14 protein-coding genes are annotated in these 14927 nt (G+C 43.9%); 2 read left to right on the forward strand and 12 right to left on the reverse strand.

Going from position 1 to position 14927, the window contains the following annotated elements:
- Positions 1-244: 244 nt before the first annotated feature.
- The 10 genes from VV089_RS15340 to VV089_RS15385 all read right to left on the reverse strand — a co-directional run bounded on the left by VV089_RS15340 (position 245) and on the right by VV089_RS15385 (position 11144).
- Entirely contained in the window at positions 245-700 is a 456-nt protein-coding gene (locus VV089_RS15340; RefSeq protein ID WP_334336496.1) for a hypothetical protein, read from the reverse strand.
- A 117-nt stretch (positions 701-817) separates the two neighbouring features.
- Entirely contained in the window at positions 818-2281 is a 1464-nt protein-coding gene (locus tag VV089_RS15345) for a M56 family metallopeptidase (protein WP_334336497.1), read from the reverse strand.
- Positions 2278-2685 (reverse strand): BlaI/MecI/CopY family transcriptional regulator, encoded by a 408-nt coding sequence (locus VV089_RS15350; protein WP_334336498.1) that lies wholly within the window; start codon positions 2683-2685, stop codon positions 2278-2280. The genes VV089_RS15345 and VV089_RS15350 overlap by 4 nt, the downstream gene beginning before the upstream one ends.
- 120 nt (positions 2686-2805) lie before the next feature.
- Positions 2806-3267: a VanZ family protein gene (locus VV089_RS15355; protein WP_334336499.1), complete on the reverse strand. Its 462-nt coding sequence runs from the start codon at positions 3265-3267 to the stop codon at positions 2806-2808.
- A gap of 486 nt (positions 3268-3753) precedes the next feature.
- Positions 3754-5145 (reverse strand): asparagine--tRNA ligase, encoded by a 1392-nt coding sequence (gene asnS, locus VV089_RS15360; RefSeq protein WP_334336500.1) that lies wholly within the window; start codon positions 5143-5145, stop codon positions 3754-3756.
- A gap of 238 nt (positions 5146-5383) precedes the next feature.
- Entirely contained in the window at positions 5384-5758 is a 375-nt protein-coding gene (locus VV089_RS15365; protein ID WP_334336501.1) for a hypothetical protein, read from the reverse strand.
- Positions 5759-5857: 99 nt separating this feature from the next.
- A complete protein-coding gene (locus VV089_RS15370) occupies positions 5858-7786 on the reverse strand; it encodes an ABC transporter ATP-binding protein (protein WP_442891552.1) in 1929 nt (642 codons plus the stop codon).
- Positions 7776-9518, reverse strand: a complete 1743-nt coding sequence (locus VV089_RS15375) for an ABC transporter ATP-binding protein (RefSeq protein ID WP_334336502.1) — start codon at positions 9516-9518, stop codon at positions 7776-7778. Before VV089_RS15375 ends, VV089_RS15370 begins: the two co-directional genes overlap by 11 nt.
- A 218-nt stretch (positions 9519-9736) precedes the next feature.
- The gene (locus VV089_RS15380; protein ID WP_172543209.1) at positions 9737-10174 is read right to left on the reverse strand and encodes a MarR family winged helix-turn-helix transcriptional regulator; all 438 of its coding nucleotides are present in this window, start codon (positions 10172-10174) and stop codon (positions 9737-9739) included.
- A 112-nt stretch (positions 10175-10286) separates the two neighbouring features.
- On the reverse strand, positions 10287-11144 hold the full coding sequence (locus tag VV089_RS15385; protein WP_334336503.1) for a S66 family peptidase: 858 nt from the start codon (positions 11142-11144) through the stop codon (positions 10287-10289).
- Between the two features lie 194 nt (positions 11145-11338).
- Here VV089_RS15385 and VV089_RS15390 point away from each other — a divergent pair, with 194 nt between their 5' ends.
- On the forward strand, positions 11339-12331 hold the full coding sequence (locus VV089_RS15390) for a hypothetical protein (protein ID WP_172543206.1): 993 nt from the start codon (positions 11339-11341) through the stop codon (positions 12329-12331).
- Here VV089_RS15390 and VV089_RS15395 read toward each other — a convergent pair.
- Positions 12312-13043, reverse strand: a complete 732-nt coding sequence (locus VV089_RS15395) for a class I SAM-dependent methyltransferase (protein ID WP_172543207.1) — start codon at positions 13041-13043, stop codon at positions 12312-12314. The two genes, VV089_RS15390 and VV089_RS15395, sit on opposite strands and share 20 nt — an antisense overlap.
- A gap of 281 nt (positions 13044-13324) precedes the next feature.
- On the opposite strand from VV089_RS15395, the gene VV089_RS15400 reads away from it, so the two are divergent.
- Entirely contained in the window at positions 13325-14251 is a 927-nt protein-coding gene (locus tag VV089_RS15400; RefSeq protein ID WP_334336504.1) for a tyrosine-type recombinase/integrase, read from the forward strand.
- Between the two features lies 1 nt (position 14252).
- On the opposite strand, the gene VV089_RS15405 is transcribed toward VV089_RS15400, so the two are convergent.
- A complete protein-coding gene (locus VV089_RS15405; protein ID WP_334336505.1) occupies positions 14253-14885 on the reverse strand; it encodes a TIGR01906 family membrane protein in 633 nt (210 codons plus the stop codon).
- Positions 14886-14927 lie beyond the last annotated feature (42 nt).

A 14927-nucleotide genomic window follows, 5' to 3' on the forward strand; every position in this document is an offset into this window, starting at 1 on the left:
CCTCTTGGCTCATAGAAATATATCAATATATCAATATTTCAGTCAAATATACACTATGCTGAAAAAACATGGGAGGCCTTGATTTTACTGGCCTCCCATTGATTTTGGTGTCAAACTTGAATTTTTAGGGTAGTGTAAACTGGTTTTATTTTATCACAGGATCTTATGACTTACAATCTAAAAACAGACGGCTGTTTTACCTAGCCGTCTGTCTATTATGGATGAAAATACAGTAAAGTATGTGTTATAATCTGGGTTCAGCCTTATTCGATATTATCTGCGCAACGCTGCCTCCTATGGAAAACCCAGTTACAAGGATAATTCCAGAATAATCACGGAAAATAAATGTATAATAACTGAATATCACCAAACCAATATTCAATACAATTAATCCCAAAAACACTCCCAGCAGTCTGCATGATTTTCCATAGGATACAGCAAACGCAAGCAGCATTCCAATGACACATATGGGAATCAGTCTATAGGCCATCGTCAAATCCACCCGATACCGCATTGAAGCCTGCAGCTGCATACTATAAAAATAGGTATCTTTTAATATTGCCATAGCTTCTGCAAGAAAAAGCGTTATATAAGAAAAAATTTTTGTATCACGCATTTTCTTTTCCCTCCCCCCCAGATTACTGCCATAGTGGACGTAACTCCTGTTTACACATTTTCCACCATTTGTCTTCTTTCCCATATTCCGGTTTCGGATGTTCCGGATTGATCACCTACAAAATCAACAGCATTCACCTTAGCTCATAGAAATATATCAATATTTATTTTTACATTTTATAAATATATGTACAACGTATCATCACTTTAAGGAAACTCTTCCCGTCACATGAACCGTACCGCTGGAAGTCCTTTGTATAAACAAAATATACGTATCATCCTTCGGTATCGTAAATGTGTGAAAAATCTCGCCATCCGTGGACGTGACAGAAATTGTCTTCCCGGAACTGTCCTTCCACCCTACTCGGAATTTATCTGTCGTTTTATCTCCCCATACTGTAAAAAGTATCTCATCTCCCTTTTTCAACGCCCTTGTTTCCACAACAACCGCTCCTGTCCCATTTAGTGTTGTATCTATGGACGCACCTCTCGCCCCTAAGTGAATTCCAAGTTCCCTCGTTTCTCCCAAATCTTCATAATCCACTTCCTCTGTCAGTGTATTCTGAATTCCGTTCATCTCTTCCTCAAAATTCGGAAACGTCATCTTAATGATTCTATCCTGCAGCACAGATACCCCGGAAGCCGCAGATACCGTAGCCAGCGGACACATACTCAATACAACCGCCGTCACCAGCATAACACTCCGCCTGCTTCTCTTCGTTTCTTTTTTCTTCATATTCTTCAATCTCCTTTCCAATCCACTCTCTGCATGTCCGGTCAACGCAGCAGCCGACCGCAGGAAGTCTTCTCCTGTCTCAAAGGAAACCAGAAGCTTTGCATAGAGCTTCTTCTCCTGAGAGGAACATTTCTCTAAGACCTCCTCGTCACAGGCCATCTCACTGACCTCCACAAAATAATTCGCAAATAAATGCATAAACGGGTTAAACCAGTACAGATCTCCCAGCAGGAACAAAAGCCTTCGGTAAAACCCGTCCCAGCAGCGACAATGCGTCAGTTCATGGCAAAGCAGAAGTTCCCGTTCCACTTCGTCCCGAATCTGGCTCGGAAAATACAGCCTGCTGCGAAACCAGCCTGTCACAAAAGGCACCGACAGCAGCGGGCTTTCTATCATTTCTACCTCTTTCTTTATCCCAAGCTCCTTCTCCAGTCTCCGAACTATCCCGAGCAATGCCAGATCCGGCTGTGCCACTTTGGTTCTTTTTAATTTTTTAAGCACACGGCGGGTTCTTAGGCTCGGCGCCATCCCTTTTACAAGTATTCCCACTATCCATACACATAAAATCACCAGAAAGATCCAATGATTCCCGTAAGCAGTTCTGGAACTAAAGGATTCCAAATTCATATAAATCAATGGATGCTCTGATTCTCCTCCTTTCCCAATCCATTTAGACACCGGCCCAAACTTCGTATAAGTAGCTTTGAACATCACAATACCCGCTACTGCCGGCAAGAGAATCAGGGCATACCACAGAACCAGCTTCATCAGTCTGCGGATATCGCACATAGACAGCTTCTTTTCCAGGAACCTGTGTCCCGCCGCAAAAAGCAGGAACAGGATATTCTGAATCAAAACTCCTGTAAAAAGCAACAGAATCAGATCACTGAACCGCCAAAGTACCATAAGCTGTCCCTCATAAAATATCATGCTTCCTCTCCTATCTCATCCAGCAGCGCCTGGACTTTTTTCTGCTGTTCCTTTGTCAGCTTCTCCTTTCCGCAGAACGCCGCCACCAGCCGCTCAAAAGAACTGCTCCCAAAGGTTTTTTCCAGCTCCTGGCAGATCACGGCCTGCTCATATTCCAGCCTTGACACAAGAGCCGTATAAATATGATGAAGCCCCTCCTGGCGGTTCGTGATATACCCCTTTTCCGAAATATTGTACAAAGTCGTACTCTTCGTTCCCCGGGCCTGAGGAAATTGCTTATAGATCTCCTCACTGCTGATCCCCTCCGGATGCGCCCAGATTACTTCCATAAATTTCATCTCCGTTGCCGACAGCCGTTTCTTACCTCCGATACGCTCCAGAGGCTTTTCCGCTATTCTTGCCATCTCACCCTCCTAATCTGATTTTCATAATTATATTTAATATAATGCCACAATTACTATGTAAAGTACATACAAAAACACGCTTATAAAAATATATTATTAATTTTATATATTTAATATATATCATTGTTTTATTGATGTGTCAACAGCATTCAAAACCAAACCAACACAAATTCCAAATAAGCATCCTACAAAATTTAAAAGTACATCATCCACATCAAAAAAACCTATTTTGAATACAAATTGTATACATTCAATCACCAATATTACTGCTATACAAAGTATAATTGATTTTAAAATTTTTTTAGAAAATATGTTACAGAAAAAAAATCCCAAAGGAAGAAATAATACAATATTCCCCGCAATATTTCTAAAGGCAAATGGTTCTGTAATATTCCTCAAATATGGAGATATACTTCTAAAAGGAATGAGATTCACATTTATAATTCCATTTTGCTCATTTTCCATGATACTGCGGCGAAGTGATATGAGCGCCTCAAAACTTCCATCAAATTTTAATACTACAAATAAAATCAAAAAAGCCATATACATAAAAAATAGCATTGAGAATATTCTTTTCTTCATAACCAGCCACCATTCATCCCTTCCTTGTTTTATTTTTATAATTATATTTAATATAATACCGTAATTTCTATATAAAGGCAAATACAACTTTCACATACTTCATACAAAATAATTTTTACAGAGGAAACCGCCTATGAAACAAAAAGAAAAAGAATCCATCAAAAAATTCCAATCCCCCATCTATCCTTCCACCTCCACAACCAGGTGCTGTCAAAAAATAAGCCGGCAGACTTTTCCCATATCCAGTGTCCGGCTGTTCACGCACAGACTGTCTGACCTCTACGGACATTACCCAAAACATAAAATCCACAAACCAAAAACCAATGTCCGTATAGGGCAGACAGCCTGTACGTGAACCGTCCGAACACAGGATAGGGAAAAGTCTGCCGGCTTATTTTTTGACAGCACCGTCCCCTCCCAACCCCTCAAAAAAAGCTGCCCCAACATACGAAATCCCTTCCATACATTGCAGCAGCCCTTCCATTCTTACAATTCGCAGTTCTTCACCGTCCTCGGGAACGAAAGCACATCCCGGATATTCGCCATTCCCGTCAGATACATCACACACCGCTCAAACCCAAGCCCAAACCCAGAGTGACGCACAGATCCGTATTTCCTAAGATCCAGATAGAATCCATAATCCTCCTCATTAAGCTCAAGCTCCCTCATCCTGGTCACAAGCTTCTCATAATCATCCTCTCTCTGGCTTCCTCCAATGATCTCTCCAATCCCGGGAACCAGGCAGTCCATCGCCGCCACAGTCTTCCCATCCTCATTCTGCTTCATATAAAAAGCCTTAATCTCCTTCGGATAGTCCGTCACAAACACCGGCCGCTTAAACACCTCTTCCGTCAGATACCGCTCATGCTCCGTCTGCAGATCACAGCCCCAGCTCACCTTATAATCAAACTTGTCATTATTCTTCTCCAGAATCTCAACCGCCTCCGTATACGTCACATGGCCGAACTCCGAGTTCATCACGCCCTTCAGCCGTTCCAGAAGCCCTTTATCCACAAACTGATTAAAGAACTCCATCTCCTCCGGAGCCTCATCCAGCACATACTGAATCACATACTTAAGCATCGCCTCCGCAATCTCCATATTATCATCCAGATCCGCAAAAGCCATCTCCGGCTCGATCATCCAGAACTCCGCCGCATGCCGGGTCGTATTGGAATTCTCCGCCCTGAAAGTCGGCCCAAAGGTATAAATATTCCGGAAAGCACAGGCATACGTCTCACCGTTCAGCTGTCCGCTCACCGTAAGATTCGTCTCCTTCCCAAAGAAATCCTGGCTGTAATCCACAGCCCCATCATCCGTCAAAGGCGGATTCTTCGGATCCAGGGTCGTCACCCGGAACATCTCCCCGGCGCCCTCACAGTCACTTCCCGTAATCAGCGGCGTATGCACATACACAAACCCACGCTCCTGGAAAAACCGATGAATCGCATAGGCAGCCAGCGACCGCACCCGGAACACCGCCTGGAACGTATTCGTCCGCGGCCGCAGATGCGAAATCGTCCGCAGATACTCAAAAGAATGCCGCTTCTTCTGCAAAGGATAATCCGGCGCAGAATCACCCTCCACCATCACCGACTCCGCCTGAATCTCAAAAGGCTGCTTCGCCTCCGGCGTAGCCACCAGCTTTCCCTTCACAATCACAGCTGCACCCACATTCAGCTTAGAGATCTCCGCAAAATTCTCCATCGTATCATGGTAAACCACCTGCAGCGTATTAAAATACGAACCATCATTGATCACCAGAAATCCAAAAGCCTTAGACCCCCGGTTACTCCTCACCCAGCCCACAGCCTCAATGGTCTTATCCAGATAAGCCTCACTGTTCTTATATAACTCTTTCACTGTAATAAAATTCATAATTCAATCCCCTCTATACTCTTATTCTGATTCCGCAATCCCTCTCATCAAAATCTATCCCAATCCAAGAGCGATCACCAACATTATCTAGGAAAGAAAAAACAAACATATCTTACCATTTACGATAGTATACCTCATTTCTCCCCTACCTGCAACCAAACATTTATGTATTTTCCCCAAAAACATCCAGCGGAAAGCCCAAAAGCCTCCCGCCAGATTCACATCCAAACCATATCAATTACGGATTCGCATTCGTACCGCCGTTGGTAGTCGTATTCCCGTTCCCGGTCACATCGTCCACCACATCCTCAGCGCCATTGACAACATCATCCACGCCATCCACAATATCATCGCCAAGATCATCCACAACTCCGTCGCCGTCCGTACCATTGGTGGTTCCATCCGTAGTGCCGTTGGTCGTACCATTGGTTGTACCGTTCGTAGTTCCATTCGTTCCGTTTGTCGTACCATTGGTTCCGTTGGTTGTTCCCTCATTCGTTGTGTCATTTCCCGGCGTATCCGCAGCGTTGTTGTCGGAATTTCCACAAGCCGCCACTACCAGAATCATTACCAGAAGCAGCGCACCGGCTGTGTACTTTCTGAACATTTTCATAATAAAAGTCTCCTTTCTTGCTCTTTGCTACCATTATGAGCCATTTGCAGGACTTTTATTCAAAAAGGAAAAATGTTTTTGTTATAATTTTTTTAATTTTTACGACAACTCAAAGGCCCCTGTATAAAGCTGATAATACTTTCCGTGCTCCTCAATCAGATCCTCGTGGGTTCCGCGCTCAATAATCCGCCCCTGCTCCAGAACCATAATCACATCAGAATTCTGCACCGTAGAAAGCCTGTGGGCAATCACAAATACCGTCCTGCCCGTCATCAGGCTGTCCATCCCCCTCTGAACAATCGCCTCCGTCCTGGTATCAATGCTGGAGGTTGCCTCATCGAGAATGAGCACCGGTGGATCGGCAATGGCCGCCCTGGCAATCGTCAAAAGCTGACGCTGCCCCTGTGACAGATTCGCCCCGTCGCCGGAAATCATCGTGTCGTAGCCCTGAGGCAGATGCCGGATAAAGGTATCCGCACCGGCAAGCAATGCCGCGCCCTTCACCTCAGTGTCCGTGGCGTCCAGTTTTCCATAGCGGATATTGTCTGCCACAGTGCCTGTAAACAGGTGGCTGTCCTGGAGAACCATTCCAAGGGAACGGCGCAGATCCGACTTGCTGATCTTATTGATGTTAATCCCGTCATAGCGGATTTTTCCGTCCTGAATATCGTAAAAACGGTTGATCAGATTGGTGATGGTTGTCTTTCCGGCTCCCGTGGCCCCCACAAATGCCACCTTCTGTCCGGGCTTTGCAAAGAGCTTGATATCATGGAGCACCATCTTCTCTTCTGTGTAGCCAAAGTCCACGCCGTCCATCACCACATCTCCCTTCACCTCTGTGTAGGTAAGAGTTCCGTCGTGATGAGGATGCTTCCAGGCCCAGACGCCGGTGCGCTCGGGAACCTCCACAAGCTCCCCATTTTCATAACGGGCATTGACCAGGGTCACATAGCCGTTGTCCTGCTCCGAGGGCTCATCCATCAATTCAAAGATACGCTCCGCTCCGGCCAGGGCCATAATAATCGAATTGAACTGCTGGGCCACCTGGGTAATGGGCTGGGTAAAGCTCCGGTTCAGCTGCAGGAACGATGCCAGGCCGCCCAGGGTCAGGCCGCCCACGCCGCCGATTGCCAGAAGGGCTCCTACCATGGTAGTCAGCACATAGCTGATATTTCCGATATTCGCCATAACAGGCATCAGGACGCTTGCGTAAATATTGGCATTGCTTGCGCTTTCAAAGAGCTGATCATTGAGTTTCTTGAATTTCCGCCTGGCCTCCTCCTCATGGCAGAAGACCTTTACCACCTTCTGTCCCTCCATCATTTCCTCGATATAGCCATTGACCGCTCCCAGATCTTTCTGCTGGGCCACAAAATAAGCTCCGGACTTTCCGCCGATGTGCTTAATCACCTGGGTCATAATGACAATCATCACCACAACCAGAAGCGTCAGATACGGGCTTAACATCACCATGGAAATAAATACGCTGACAATGGTAATGCTGGAGGATAAAAGCTGGGGAATGCTCTGGCTGATAAGCTGCCGCAGCGTATCCGTGTCATTGGTATAAATACTCATAATATCCCCATGGGAATGCGTATCAAAATAAGGGATGGACAGGGTTTCCATATGAGCAAAAAGCTCGTTTCGGATCCTTGTAAGGCTTCCCTGGGCCACCGTGATCATCAGACGGTTGTAGAGATAGGTGGATGCCGCTCCCGTCAGATAAATCAGTGCCATCATAGCCAGTGCTTTCAAAAGCGGCGTAAAATCCGGTGTATCGGAGCCAATCAGCGGCGTAATATAGCCGTCAATCAAAGTCTGGAGAAACAGATTTCCCCGGACATTGGCCAGCACACCCACCACAATTCCCACAACTACAAAAATACAGTGAACGGGATAAGCCTTTACTACGAGATCAAAGAGGCGTTTCAGGGTACGCCCGGGATTCTTGGCCTTTGGGCCTTTTTTCATTCCTTTTCCATGTCCCATAGGGCCTTTTGGGCCTCTCGCCTGATTACTGCTCATCTGCGTCTCCTCCCTTCTGCTGAGATTCATATACTTCCCGGTAAATCGCATTGTTCTCCATCAGCTCCTCATGGGTGCCGATACCGTCGATCTGCCCGTCATTTAATACAATAATTTTATCCGCATCCTGTACGGAGGATACACGCTGGGCAATGATCAGCTTGGTGGTCTCGGGAATTTCCTCCCGGAATGCCTTGCGGATCATAGCGTCGGTGTGCGTGTCTACTGCACTGGTGGAATCGTCCAGAATCAGCACCTTCGGTTTTTTCAGCAAGGCCCGGGCAATGCACAGACGCTGCTTCTGGCCGCCGGACACATTAGTGCCGCCCTGCTCGATGTAGGTGTCGTACTGCTTGGGGAATTTCTCAATAAATTCATCCGCACAGGCCAGCTTGCAGACACGGATCAGCTCCTCATCTGAAGCCTCCTTATCACCCCATCGCAGATTTTCCTTGATGGTGCCGGAAAACAGGACATTTTTCTGGAGAACCATGGAAACCTCGTTCCGAAGCGCCTCCAGATCGTACTCCCGTACATCCAGGCCTCCTACCTTTACGCTTCCGCTTGTCACATCGTAGAGCCTGGGAATGAGCTGCACCAGGGTGGACTTGGCGCTTCCGGTGCCGCCCAGGATTCCCACTGTCTCGCCGGAGCGAATCTCCAGATTCACATGGGACAGATGGAGATTTTCCTTATCTCCGTGGTAGCTGAAGCAGACGTCCTCAAAGGAGATGGAGCCGTCCTTCACCTCCATCTGCGCCTCTCCTTCCTCTTTGCTGGTCAAATCACTCTTTTCCTCCAAGACACCGCAGATACGCTCGGCGGAGGATTTTGCCATGGAAATCATAACGGTAACCATAGCTATCATCATCAGGCTCATCAGAATATTCATGGTATAGGTGAACATGCTCATCAGATCACCCGTTGTCATGCCGCCTACCACGATGGTCTTGGCACCAAGCCAGGAGAGAAGAATGATGCAAGTATACACTGTGAACTGCATAATCGGCATCATGCTCACCATAACCTTCTCCGCACGGACGGAGCAAAGGTACAGTGCATGGGATGCTTTTTTGAATTTTTCTGTCTCGTGCTCCTCCCGGACATAGGCTTTTACTACGCGGATGCTGGTGAGATTCTCCTGCACGCTGGCGTTGAGGCCGTCGTATTTCTCAAACATTTCCCGAAAATAGGGGCCTACCTTTCCCATAAGGAAGATAATCACACAGCCCAGGAAAATGAGCGCTCCTAAGAATACCAGGGCCAGACGGGCATTGATAAGAAATGCCATAGTCATTGCCGTTATGAGCGTAATCGGCGCCCGGGTGAACATGCGCATGATCATCTGAAAGGCGTTCTGTACGTTGGTTACGTCTGTGGTCAGCCTTGTGACCAGACCGGCTGTAGAAAAGCGGTCAATGTTGGAGAAGGAAAACTCTTGAATTTGGCCGTACATGGCTTCCCTCAGATTCTTGGCAAATCCGGTGGACGCGATGGAAGCCTGTTTGGCCGCCATGGCTCCGCAGAACAGGGAGGCAAAGGAGACAACCAGCATGACCAGGCCCACCTTTACCACGTAGCTCATATTTCCCGTGCCGAGGCCGTCGTCGATGATGCTTGCCATCAGACGGGGAATGAACATTTCCAGAATGACCTCCACGATTATGAAAACAGGAGCTGATATTGCTATCTTTTTGTATTCGCCGATGTATTTTTTTAGTGTCTTGAGCATATAAACCTCCTATTCTAAGTCGCTGCGCGACAGCACTAAAGGGTAAAGCTGCTTCGACACACCGGTAATGAGAGAAACTTTTATTCGAAAAAGCACTCATAAAAGTTCCTCTCGTGCGCCTTTGCAGCTTTACCGTCCAGCAGAAATTATTTTTCAAAAGCACTTGACATTTCTTAGCTGGACTATTTAAAGTTCCGTAATATCCCAGTTTCATAATTTTATTCTAGTTCTGACAAACTGTTTAAAATCCGCTCTAAAAGGCCGGAGAGCTGGCTGCGTTCTTCTGCTGTCATACAGCTGTAGATTTTATCGTCCATCTGCCACATTTCCTCACACATCTCCTGCATCAGGCAGCGGCTTTTTTCCGTCAGCTCTATCATACGGAAGCGCTTGTCGTTTTCTTTCGTTTTCCGCACGATAAATCCCTTTTCCTCCAGCCGGTTCAAGATGCCTGTGACGGTTGGATTCTTTAGACGGAACCATTTTTCTATCTCACGCTGATGAATCGGCTCTCCCTCGTGGAAGCCCAGGTAAAAAAGAATTTCCTGCTGGGATGAGGTGAGATTGTATTTTGATAAGTGTTTGTTTCTTCTTTCCTCGAAGGTTTTTTGAATCATTTTGAGCTGTTTATTGATGGTGTTGGGCTCTCTTTGCATGGGGCTGTCACCTCCTTTAAAGTCCTGAGCGCAAAAATATATAGCGTAGTATATACCAAATATATATTACGCTATATATTAATACCCATATGTTGGATTGTCAATAATAGAATTATGAAAATTTTGTGAAATTCATCTTCTGTCCGATTACAATTGCCTTTGCATTGGTATTGTGGCCGATTTCATTTGTCTTAGCAATGGGCAGTTCTTTTCCTGCATAACGCTTTACCAGCTCCGGCATAGACGGGTAAGCTTTTTCCTCTTCCATCTTTGTAAAGGTTCCAAGAAGGATTCCATTGATCTGTTCAAATACGCCCATCTGTTTTAGCTGATTCAGATGGGCTGTCATCTGGGGAACAAGGCCGCCGAGACTTTCCAAAAGTAGGATTTTCCCGTTCATATCCGGCCAGTACGGGGTGCCTGCCAGCTTCAAAAGGCAGCGGATATTTCCGCCTACTACTGTGCCCTCCATGGAATCTTTTTGAATCATTTCATAATGGAACGAAAATAAATCCGGCTTTCCTTCTAAGAAGCTTGCGGAAAAATTGGCTCTCTGCTCTTGGGCGTGTAAAGAGATAAGGTTTCGGACTTGGTAGAGTACGGATTGCTTTCCCGTTTTTGTAAAGATTGCGTTTATGACTGTTGTCAGATCGCTGTAGCCCCAGAATACTGCATTGCTTTTGGCTATTACATCATAGTCCAGATAGGGCAGAATCTCGTTGGCGATGTCCCCTCCGGAGATATCAAAAATTGCCCGGATCTCTGGATCGCGGTAAAAGCTCATCAGGCTCTCGGCTCGCTCTTTTGCCGTACCGCTAAAGACGGATTCCTTTTCGTAGATGCAGTCTCCGAAGACGGGGAGCAGGCCTAGAGATGAAAGAGTGGTTTTTAAAACGGTTAACTTTTCGCTGTTCGCACGGGGCTGGGCGTTGGAGCAGGATATTAGGGCGGTTTTACTTGCTTTTTTCATTTTGGGGGAACTTCCTTGGTTTTTTATTATGTATTTTAGCTTAATAGAGGCTGTTGTGTCTAGTGGGATATGTCGTGGTTTTAGGGCTTTGTTTAAATTAAATGGATGTTAATAAAGGATAATTCCCGATTATTTGGGGGTAGAAGATTACTTGGTATAGCGGGCATAATTTAGAATTATCAATGGAGAAACATATGGAAACTACTTATAAAATTAGGTTAGTTACAAATGCGAAAGATAAAGATCTACTTGATGCTCTTAACATTTATATACATACAGTGGATGAGAATTCAGAGACATCTACCTCTGAAATAAGAGATTATATACAACAAAAATATAAAGATAACAGAAAAATGTTCTTTTATATTTTATATGTTAATAATAATGTTGTTGGTTTTGCGGAGTATGGATATCTTCCCCAAAGTGAGGTATTATTGATTGACTATATTTGTACCAGTCCGAGAAATCATACTTATTTCTATAATTTTTATCATATGCTTTATGAAGAAATTTGTACGTCTTTGAAAAAGGAAAATTTATATATAAAGTATATTATTACAGAACTATCATTAAAAAAAGATAAGGAGAATAGATATATAGATATTGATAGCAACTACTTTCGGCAATTATTGAGCATGGAGGGATTCAAGGTGTTAAAAACACCTTATTTCCAACCATATTGCAATTTAAAGCATGAATTGTCTTTTATGGATTTTAATATTGCTATTAAGCCTTTGATAAATGGTCTACCGTCTAAAACCCATATAAATGAAGAATTTTATTTTGAGTTATTATCAGATATTTATATAAACCATTACGTAGCATGGTATGAAAAATATATAGATTCAGAACAAGTTAAAATATTTTTTGATAATTTATTAAATAAGGCCAAGAAAGAATTTGTAAATAAAGTCGAAATAGACGATATCACTTTGGTTAATTGCCTACTCTTTCAAAATGGCTTGTGTAACCAAGTTTCATCAGAAAATATAACATTACATGCCAGACGAAAGTACCAGTTTAAACAATGGGCAGTACGTATTCTTTGCGTTTTTTTTGCAATTATAACTGCATTTTTTTGCTATTCAAATTATTTTAATACAGAAATAACTTTTGCCTGTTCTTTATTGACAATTCTTTCTGCAATAGTTGCTTTATTCCAATTTGTTAAGGATCAACTTTTGTAAAAATGATGATTTCATTGTGTGCTATCAGATAGGAAAAAGGTTGCGCTACTCTATCAAACTTAATATATTTAGCTGCTTTTTCTTCGGAAAGTCCAAATCTAAAAAATAATGACGAAATACAATGAAAACGATATTTTTTTATGGAAATAAAATTATAATAATTTGCTAGTTGAAAGACAAATTTTTCATTATACATCCAAAGATAATGCGCCTGATGATTATAGTGATATTTTTGTTTAAAAATAACTTGTCCATATTTCTTTGTACCCAAAAATTCTGCACTATTTGATCTTTCAAATTCTAAAATCAAAATGCCATTTGGTTTTAGAATTCTACTAAATTCAGATAGTGCTTTTTGAAGATCTGCATAATTGATAACACTACCTACACATATAATACAGTCTATGGTATTTTCTTTTAATGGTATTTTTTCTATAGAACCAACTAAGTAATTTTCAAAGGCATCGATATATTCTTTTATTATATCCATGTATATAACATTTGCGCTAGTAACATATGATGTTTTACCGCATCCAGCATTTAACAAAATATTATCTGTAGTTAGAAGTAATTTATCTAAATAATTTTGTACATATTTATGTATGCTATCACTTGTATAATGATGCCAGACATCATTATCAGGCCAAGGTTCTGATTGCTTATAATTTGCCAGCGCAATTTCTTCCACATCATTAGAGCTTTTCATTTCCATATGTTTCTCCATTGATAATCTCGAAATTATGCCCGCTATACCAAGTAATCTTCTACCCCCAAATAATCGGGAATTATCCTTTAATCAACCCGTTCTTGAGCCCATTATTCCAAAACCCTACTATTAACAAAATATTATACCACCATTCCCCCACCTTGTGTCACCCTGTCCTTATTCTGTCGATTTTTGACCTCCAATTGTCGTTTTTAAGACATTCCCCATAGACAAACACCGCCTCGTCCGTGCATAATGGATGAAAAAGCAAAGGAGAGTCTCGATTGATGAACACCTTCGATTATTACGCCGCCAAATATCTGGAATACTGCGCATGCCGGAAACGGCTGGATCCCAAAACCTTAAAGGCCTACCAAATCGATCTGAACCAATACAACGACTATCAAAAAGCATATCCGGAATTCTATTCCCGGGAGGCTGTTGACAGCTACATCACACACCTGCACAAGGAATACAGTCCCAGAACGGTAAAACGCAAAATTGCCGCACTAAAAACCTTCTTCCACTATATGGAATACATGGATCTTCTGGAGGAAAATCCCTTTTCCCGGCTCGATATCCGTTTCCGGCAGGCAAAGCTCCTCCCCAAGACCATTCCCTTCCATTCCATACAGGCGTTTCTCTCGACCCTGTACAAGCAGAAAGAAAAAGCAGCTTCTGAGCATCAGCTCCGCTGCTGTATCCGGGATATCGCTGTTATTGAACTGCTGTTTGCTACCGGTATGCGGATATCTGAGCTATGCTCTCTCAAACCGGCAGACATTGATTTTGAAAATAAAAGCATCTTAATCTATGGAAAAGGGGCAAAAGAACGAATTGTACAGATTGGAAATCCAGAGGTTCTCTCTGCACTTCTTTTGTATCAGACAGCCTTTCAGGCCGATATAGAAATATGCGGATATTTTTTCGTAAACAGGCTGGGAAAGAAATTGTCGGATCAATCCGTGCGCTTTATGATCAACCGCTACGCCCGCCTTGCCAGCATTGAGCAGCATCTTACCCCGCATATGTTCCGGCACTCCTTTGCCACCCTTCTGCTGGAACAGGATGTTGATATCCGTTATATCCAGAGAATACTTGGGCACAGCTCTATCAGCACGACAGAAATCTATACCCATGTATCCAATGTAAAGCAAAAAGATATTTTATTTAACAAGCACCCCCGTAATCTGATGATAACAGGGAATTCATAAGCTATTTTCTGCATTTTCGGTAAATCAAAGCGCAAAGAACGCTTCCAAACGCCACGCAGCCCAGAATCATCAGCGCGCAGTGCATGAAAAAGGTGTCCGGCAGAATGGTGATCACCGGATCGGTCGCCGGGTCAAAAATCCAGTAATCATTGTTAAAAGCCAGATGATGAAAGGCTACAAAAGCCCAGTCCCAGTTTATCGCCACCAGCAGGCCGAGCAAGGCAGGTAAAGCCACCGTCAGAATAGAGGACAGCTTCAGATACCTGAATTCCTTTCTTCTGGCACAGAATACAATCCCTGCCATGCTCAGCGCCGCGCCTGCAATCGCCATATACTTAAAAATATTAAAAATGGCCCGAACCTCTTCAAAATGGATCCGCCCGGGCTCTGACATCGCAAGGGTCGGAAACTCCAGCCTGTCACTGCCCAAAGACATGTTATAGTCGATCAGAACGTCATAATTTTCCCGTATCTCCTCTTCTGGATACCCCGACTGCTCCGCAATGCCAAGGGCAGAAATATCCAGATAATAAAGGGGCCGAAATGCCAGGGTAAACACCACGGACAAAGAAATGATTGTCAGCGTAAGTACAAGTGCCAGTACCGTATGAAATACAAGATTCTCTTTCTTCATTGTCTCCTTACCTCTCTGCCGGCACTCCGCTCCACAGACTGC

It is taken from the genome of Candidatus Merdisoma sp. JLR.KK011 (assembly GCF_036941125.1).
Taxonomy (GTDB): domain Bacteria; phylum Bacillota; class Clostridia; order Lachnospirales; family Lachnospiraceae; genus Laedolimicola.

What these genes read in the sequence shown, in the direction of transcription:
- VV089_RS15375 (WP_334336502.1), bottom strand. Translation starts at nt 9,518, where the DNA reads ATGCTCAAGACACTAAAAAAATACATCGGCGAATACAAAAAGATAGCA.
- VV089_RS15395 (WP_172543207.1), bottom strand. Translation starts at nt 13,043, where the DNA reads ATGGAAATGAAAAGCTCTAATGATGTGGAAGAAATTGCGCTGGCAAAT.
- VV089_RS15350 (WP_334336498.1), bottom strand. Translation starts at nt 2,685, where the DNA reads ATGGCAAGAATAGCGGAAAAGCCTCTGGAGCGTATCGGAGGTAAGAAA.
- VV089_RS15380 (WP_172543209.1), bottom strand. Translation starts at nt 10,174, where the DNA reads ATGCAAAGAGAGCCCAACACCATCAATAAACAGCTCAAAATGATTCAA.
- asnS (WP_334336500.1), bottom strand. Translation starts at nt 5,145, where the DNA reads ATGAATTTTATTACAGTGAAAGAGTTATATAAGAACAGTGAGGCTTAT.
- VV089_RS15400 (WP_334336504.1), top strand. Translation starts at nt 13,325, where the DNA reads ATGAACACCTTCGATTATTACGCCGCCAAATATCTGGAATACTGCGCA.
- VV089_RS15355 (WP_334336499.1), bottom strand. Translation starts at nt 3,267, where the DNA reads ATGAAGAAAAGAATATTCTCAATGCTATTTTTTATGTATATGGCTTTT.
- VV089_RS15405 (WP_334336505.1), bottom strand. Translation starts at nt 14,885, where the DNA reads ATGAAGAAAGAGAATCTTGTATTTCATACGGTACTGGCACTTGTACTT.
- VV089_RS15345 (WP_334336497.1), bottom strand. Translation starts at nt 2,281, where the DNA reads ATGATATTTTATGAGGGACAGCTTATGGTACTTTGGCGGTTCAGTGAT.
- VV089_RS15365 (WP_334336501.1), bottom strand. Translation starts at nt 5,758, where the DNA reads ATGAAAATGTTCAGAAAGTACACAGCCGGTGCGCTGCTTCTGGTAATG.
- VV089_RS15390 (WP_172543206.1), top strand. Translation starts at nt 11,339, where the DNA reads ATGGAAACTACTTATAAAATTAGGTTAGTTACAAATGCGAAAGATAAA.
- VV089_RS15385 (WP_334336503.1), bottom strand. Translation starts at nt 11,144, where the DNA reads ATGAAAAAAGCAAGTAAAACCGCCCTAATATCCTGCTCCAACGCCCAG.
- VV089_RS15340 (WP_334336496.1), bottom strand. Translation starts at nt 700, where the DNA reads ATGGGAAAGAAGACAAATGGTGGAAAATGTGTAAACAGGAGTTACGTC.
- VV089_RS15370 (WP_442891552.1), bottom strand. Translation starts at nt 7,786, where the DNA reads ATGAGCAGTAATCAGGCGAGAGGCCCAAAAGGCCCTATGGGACATGGA.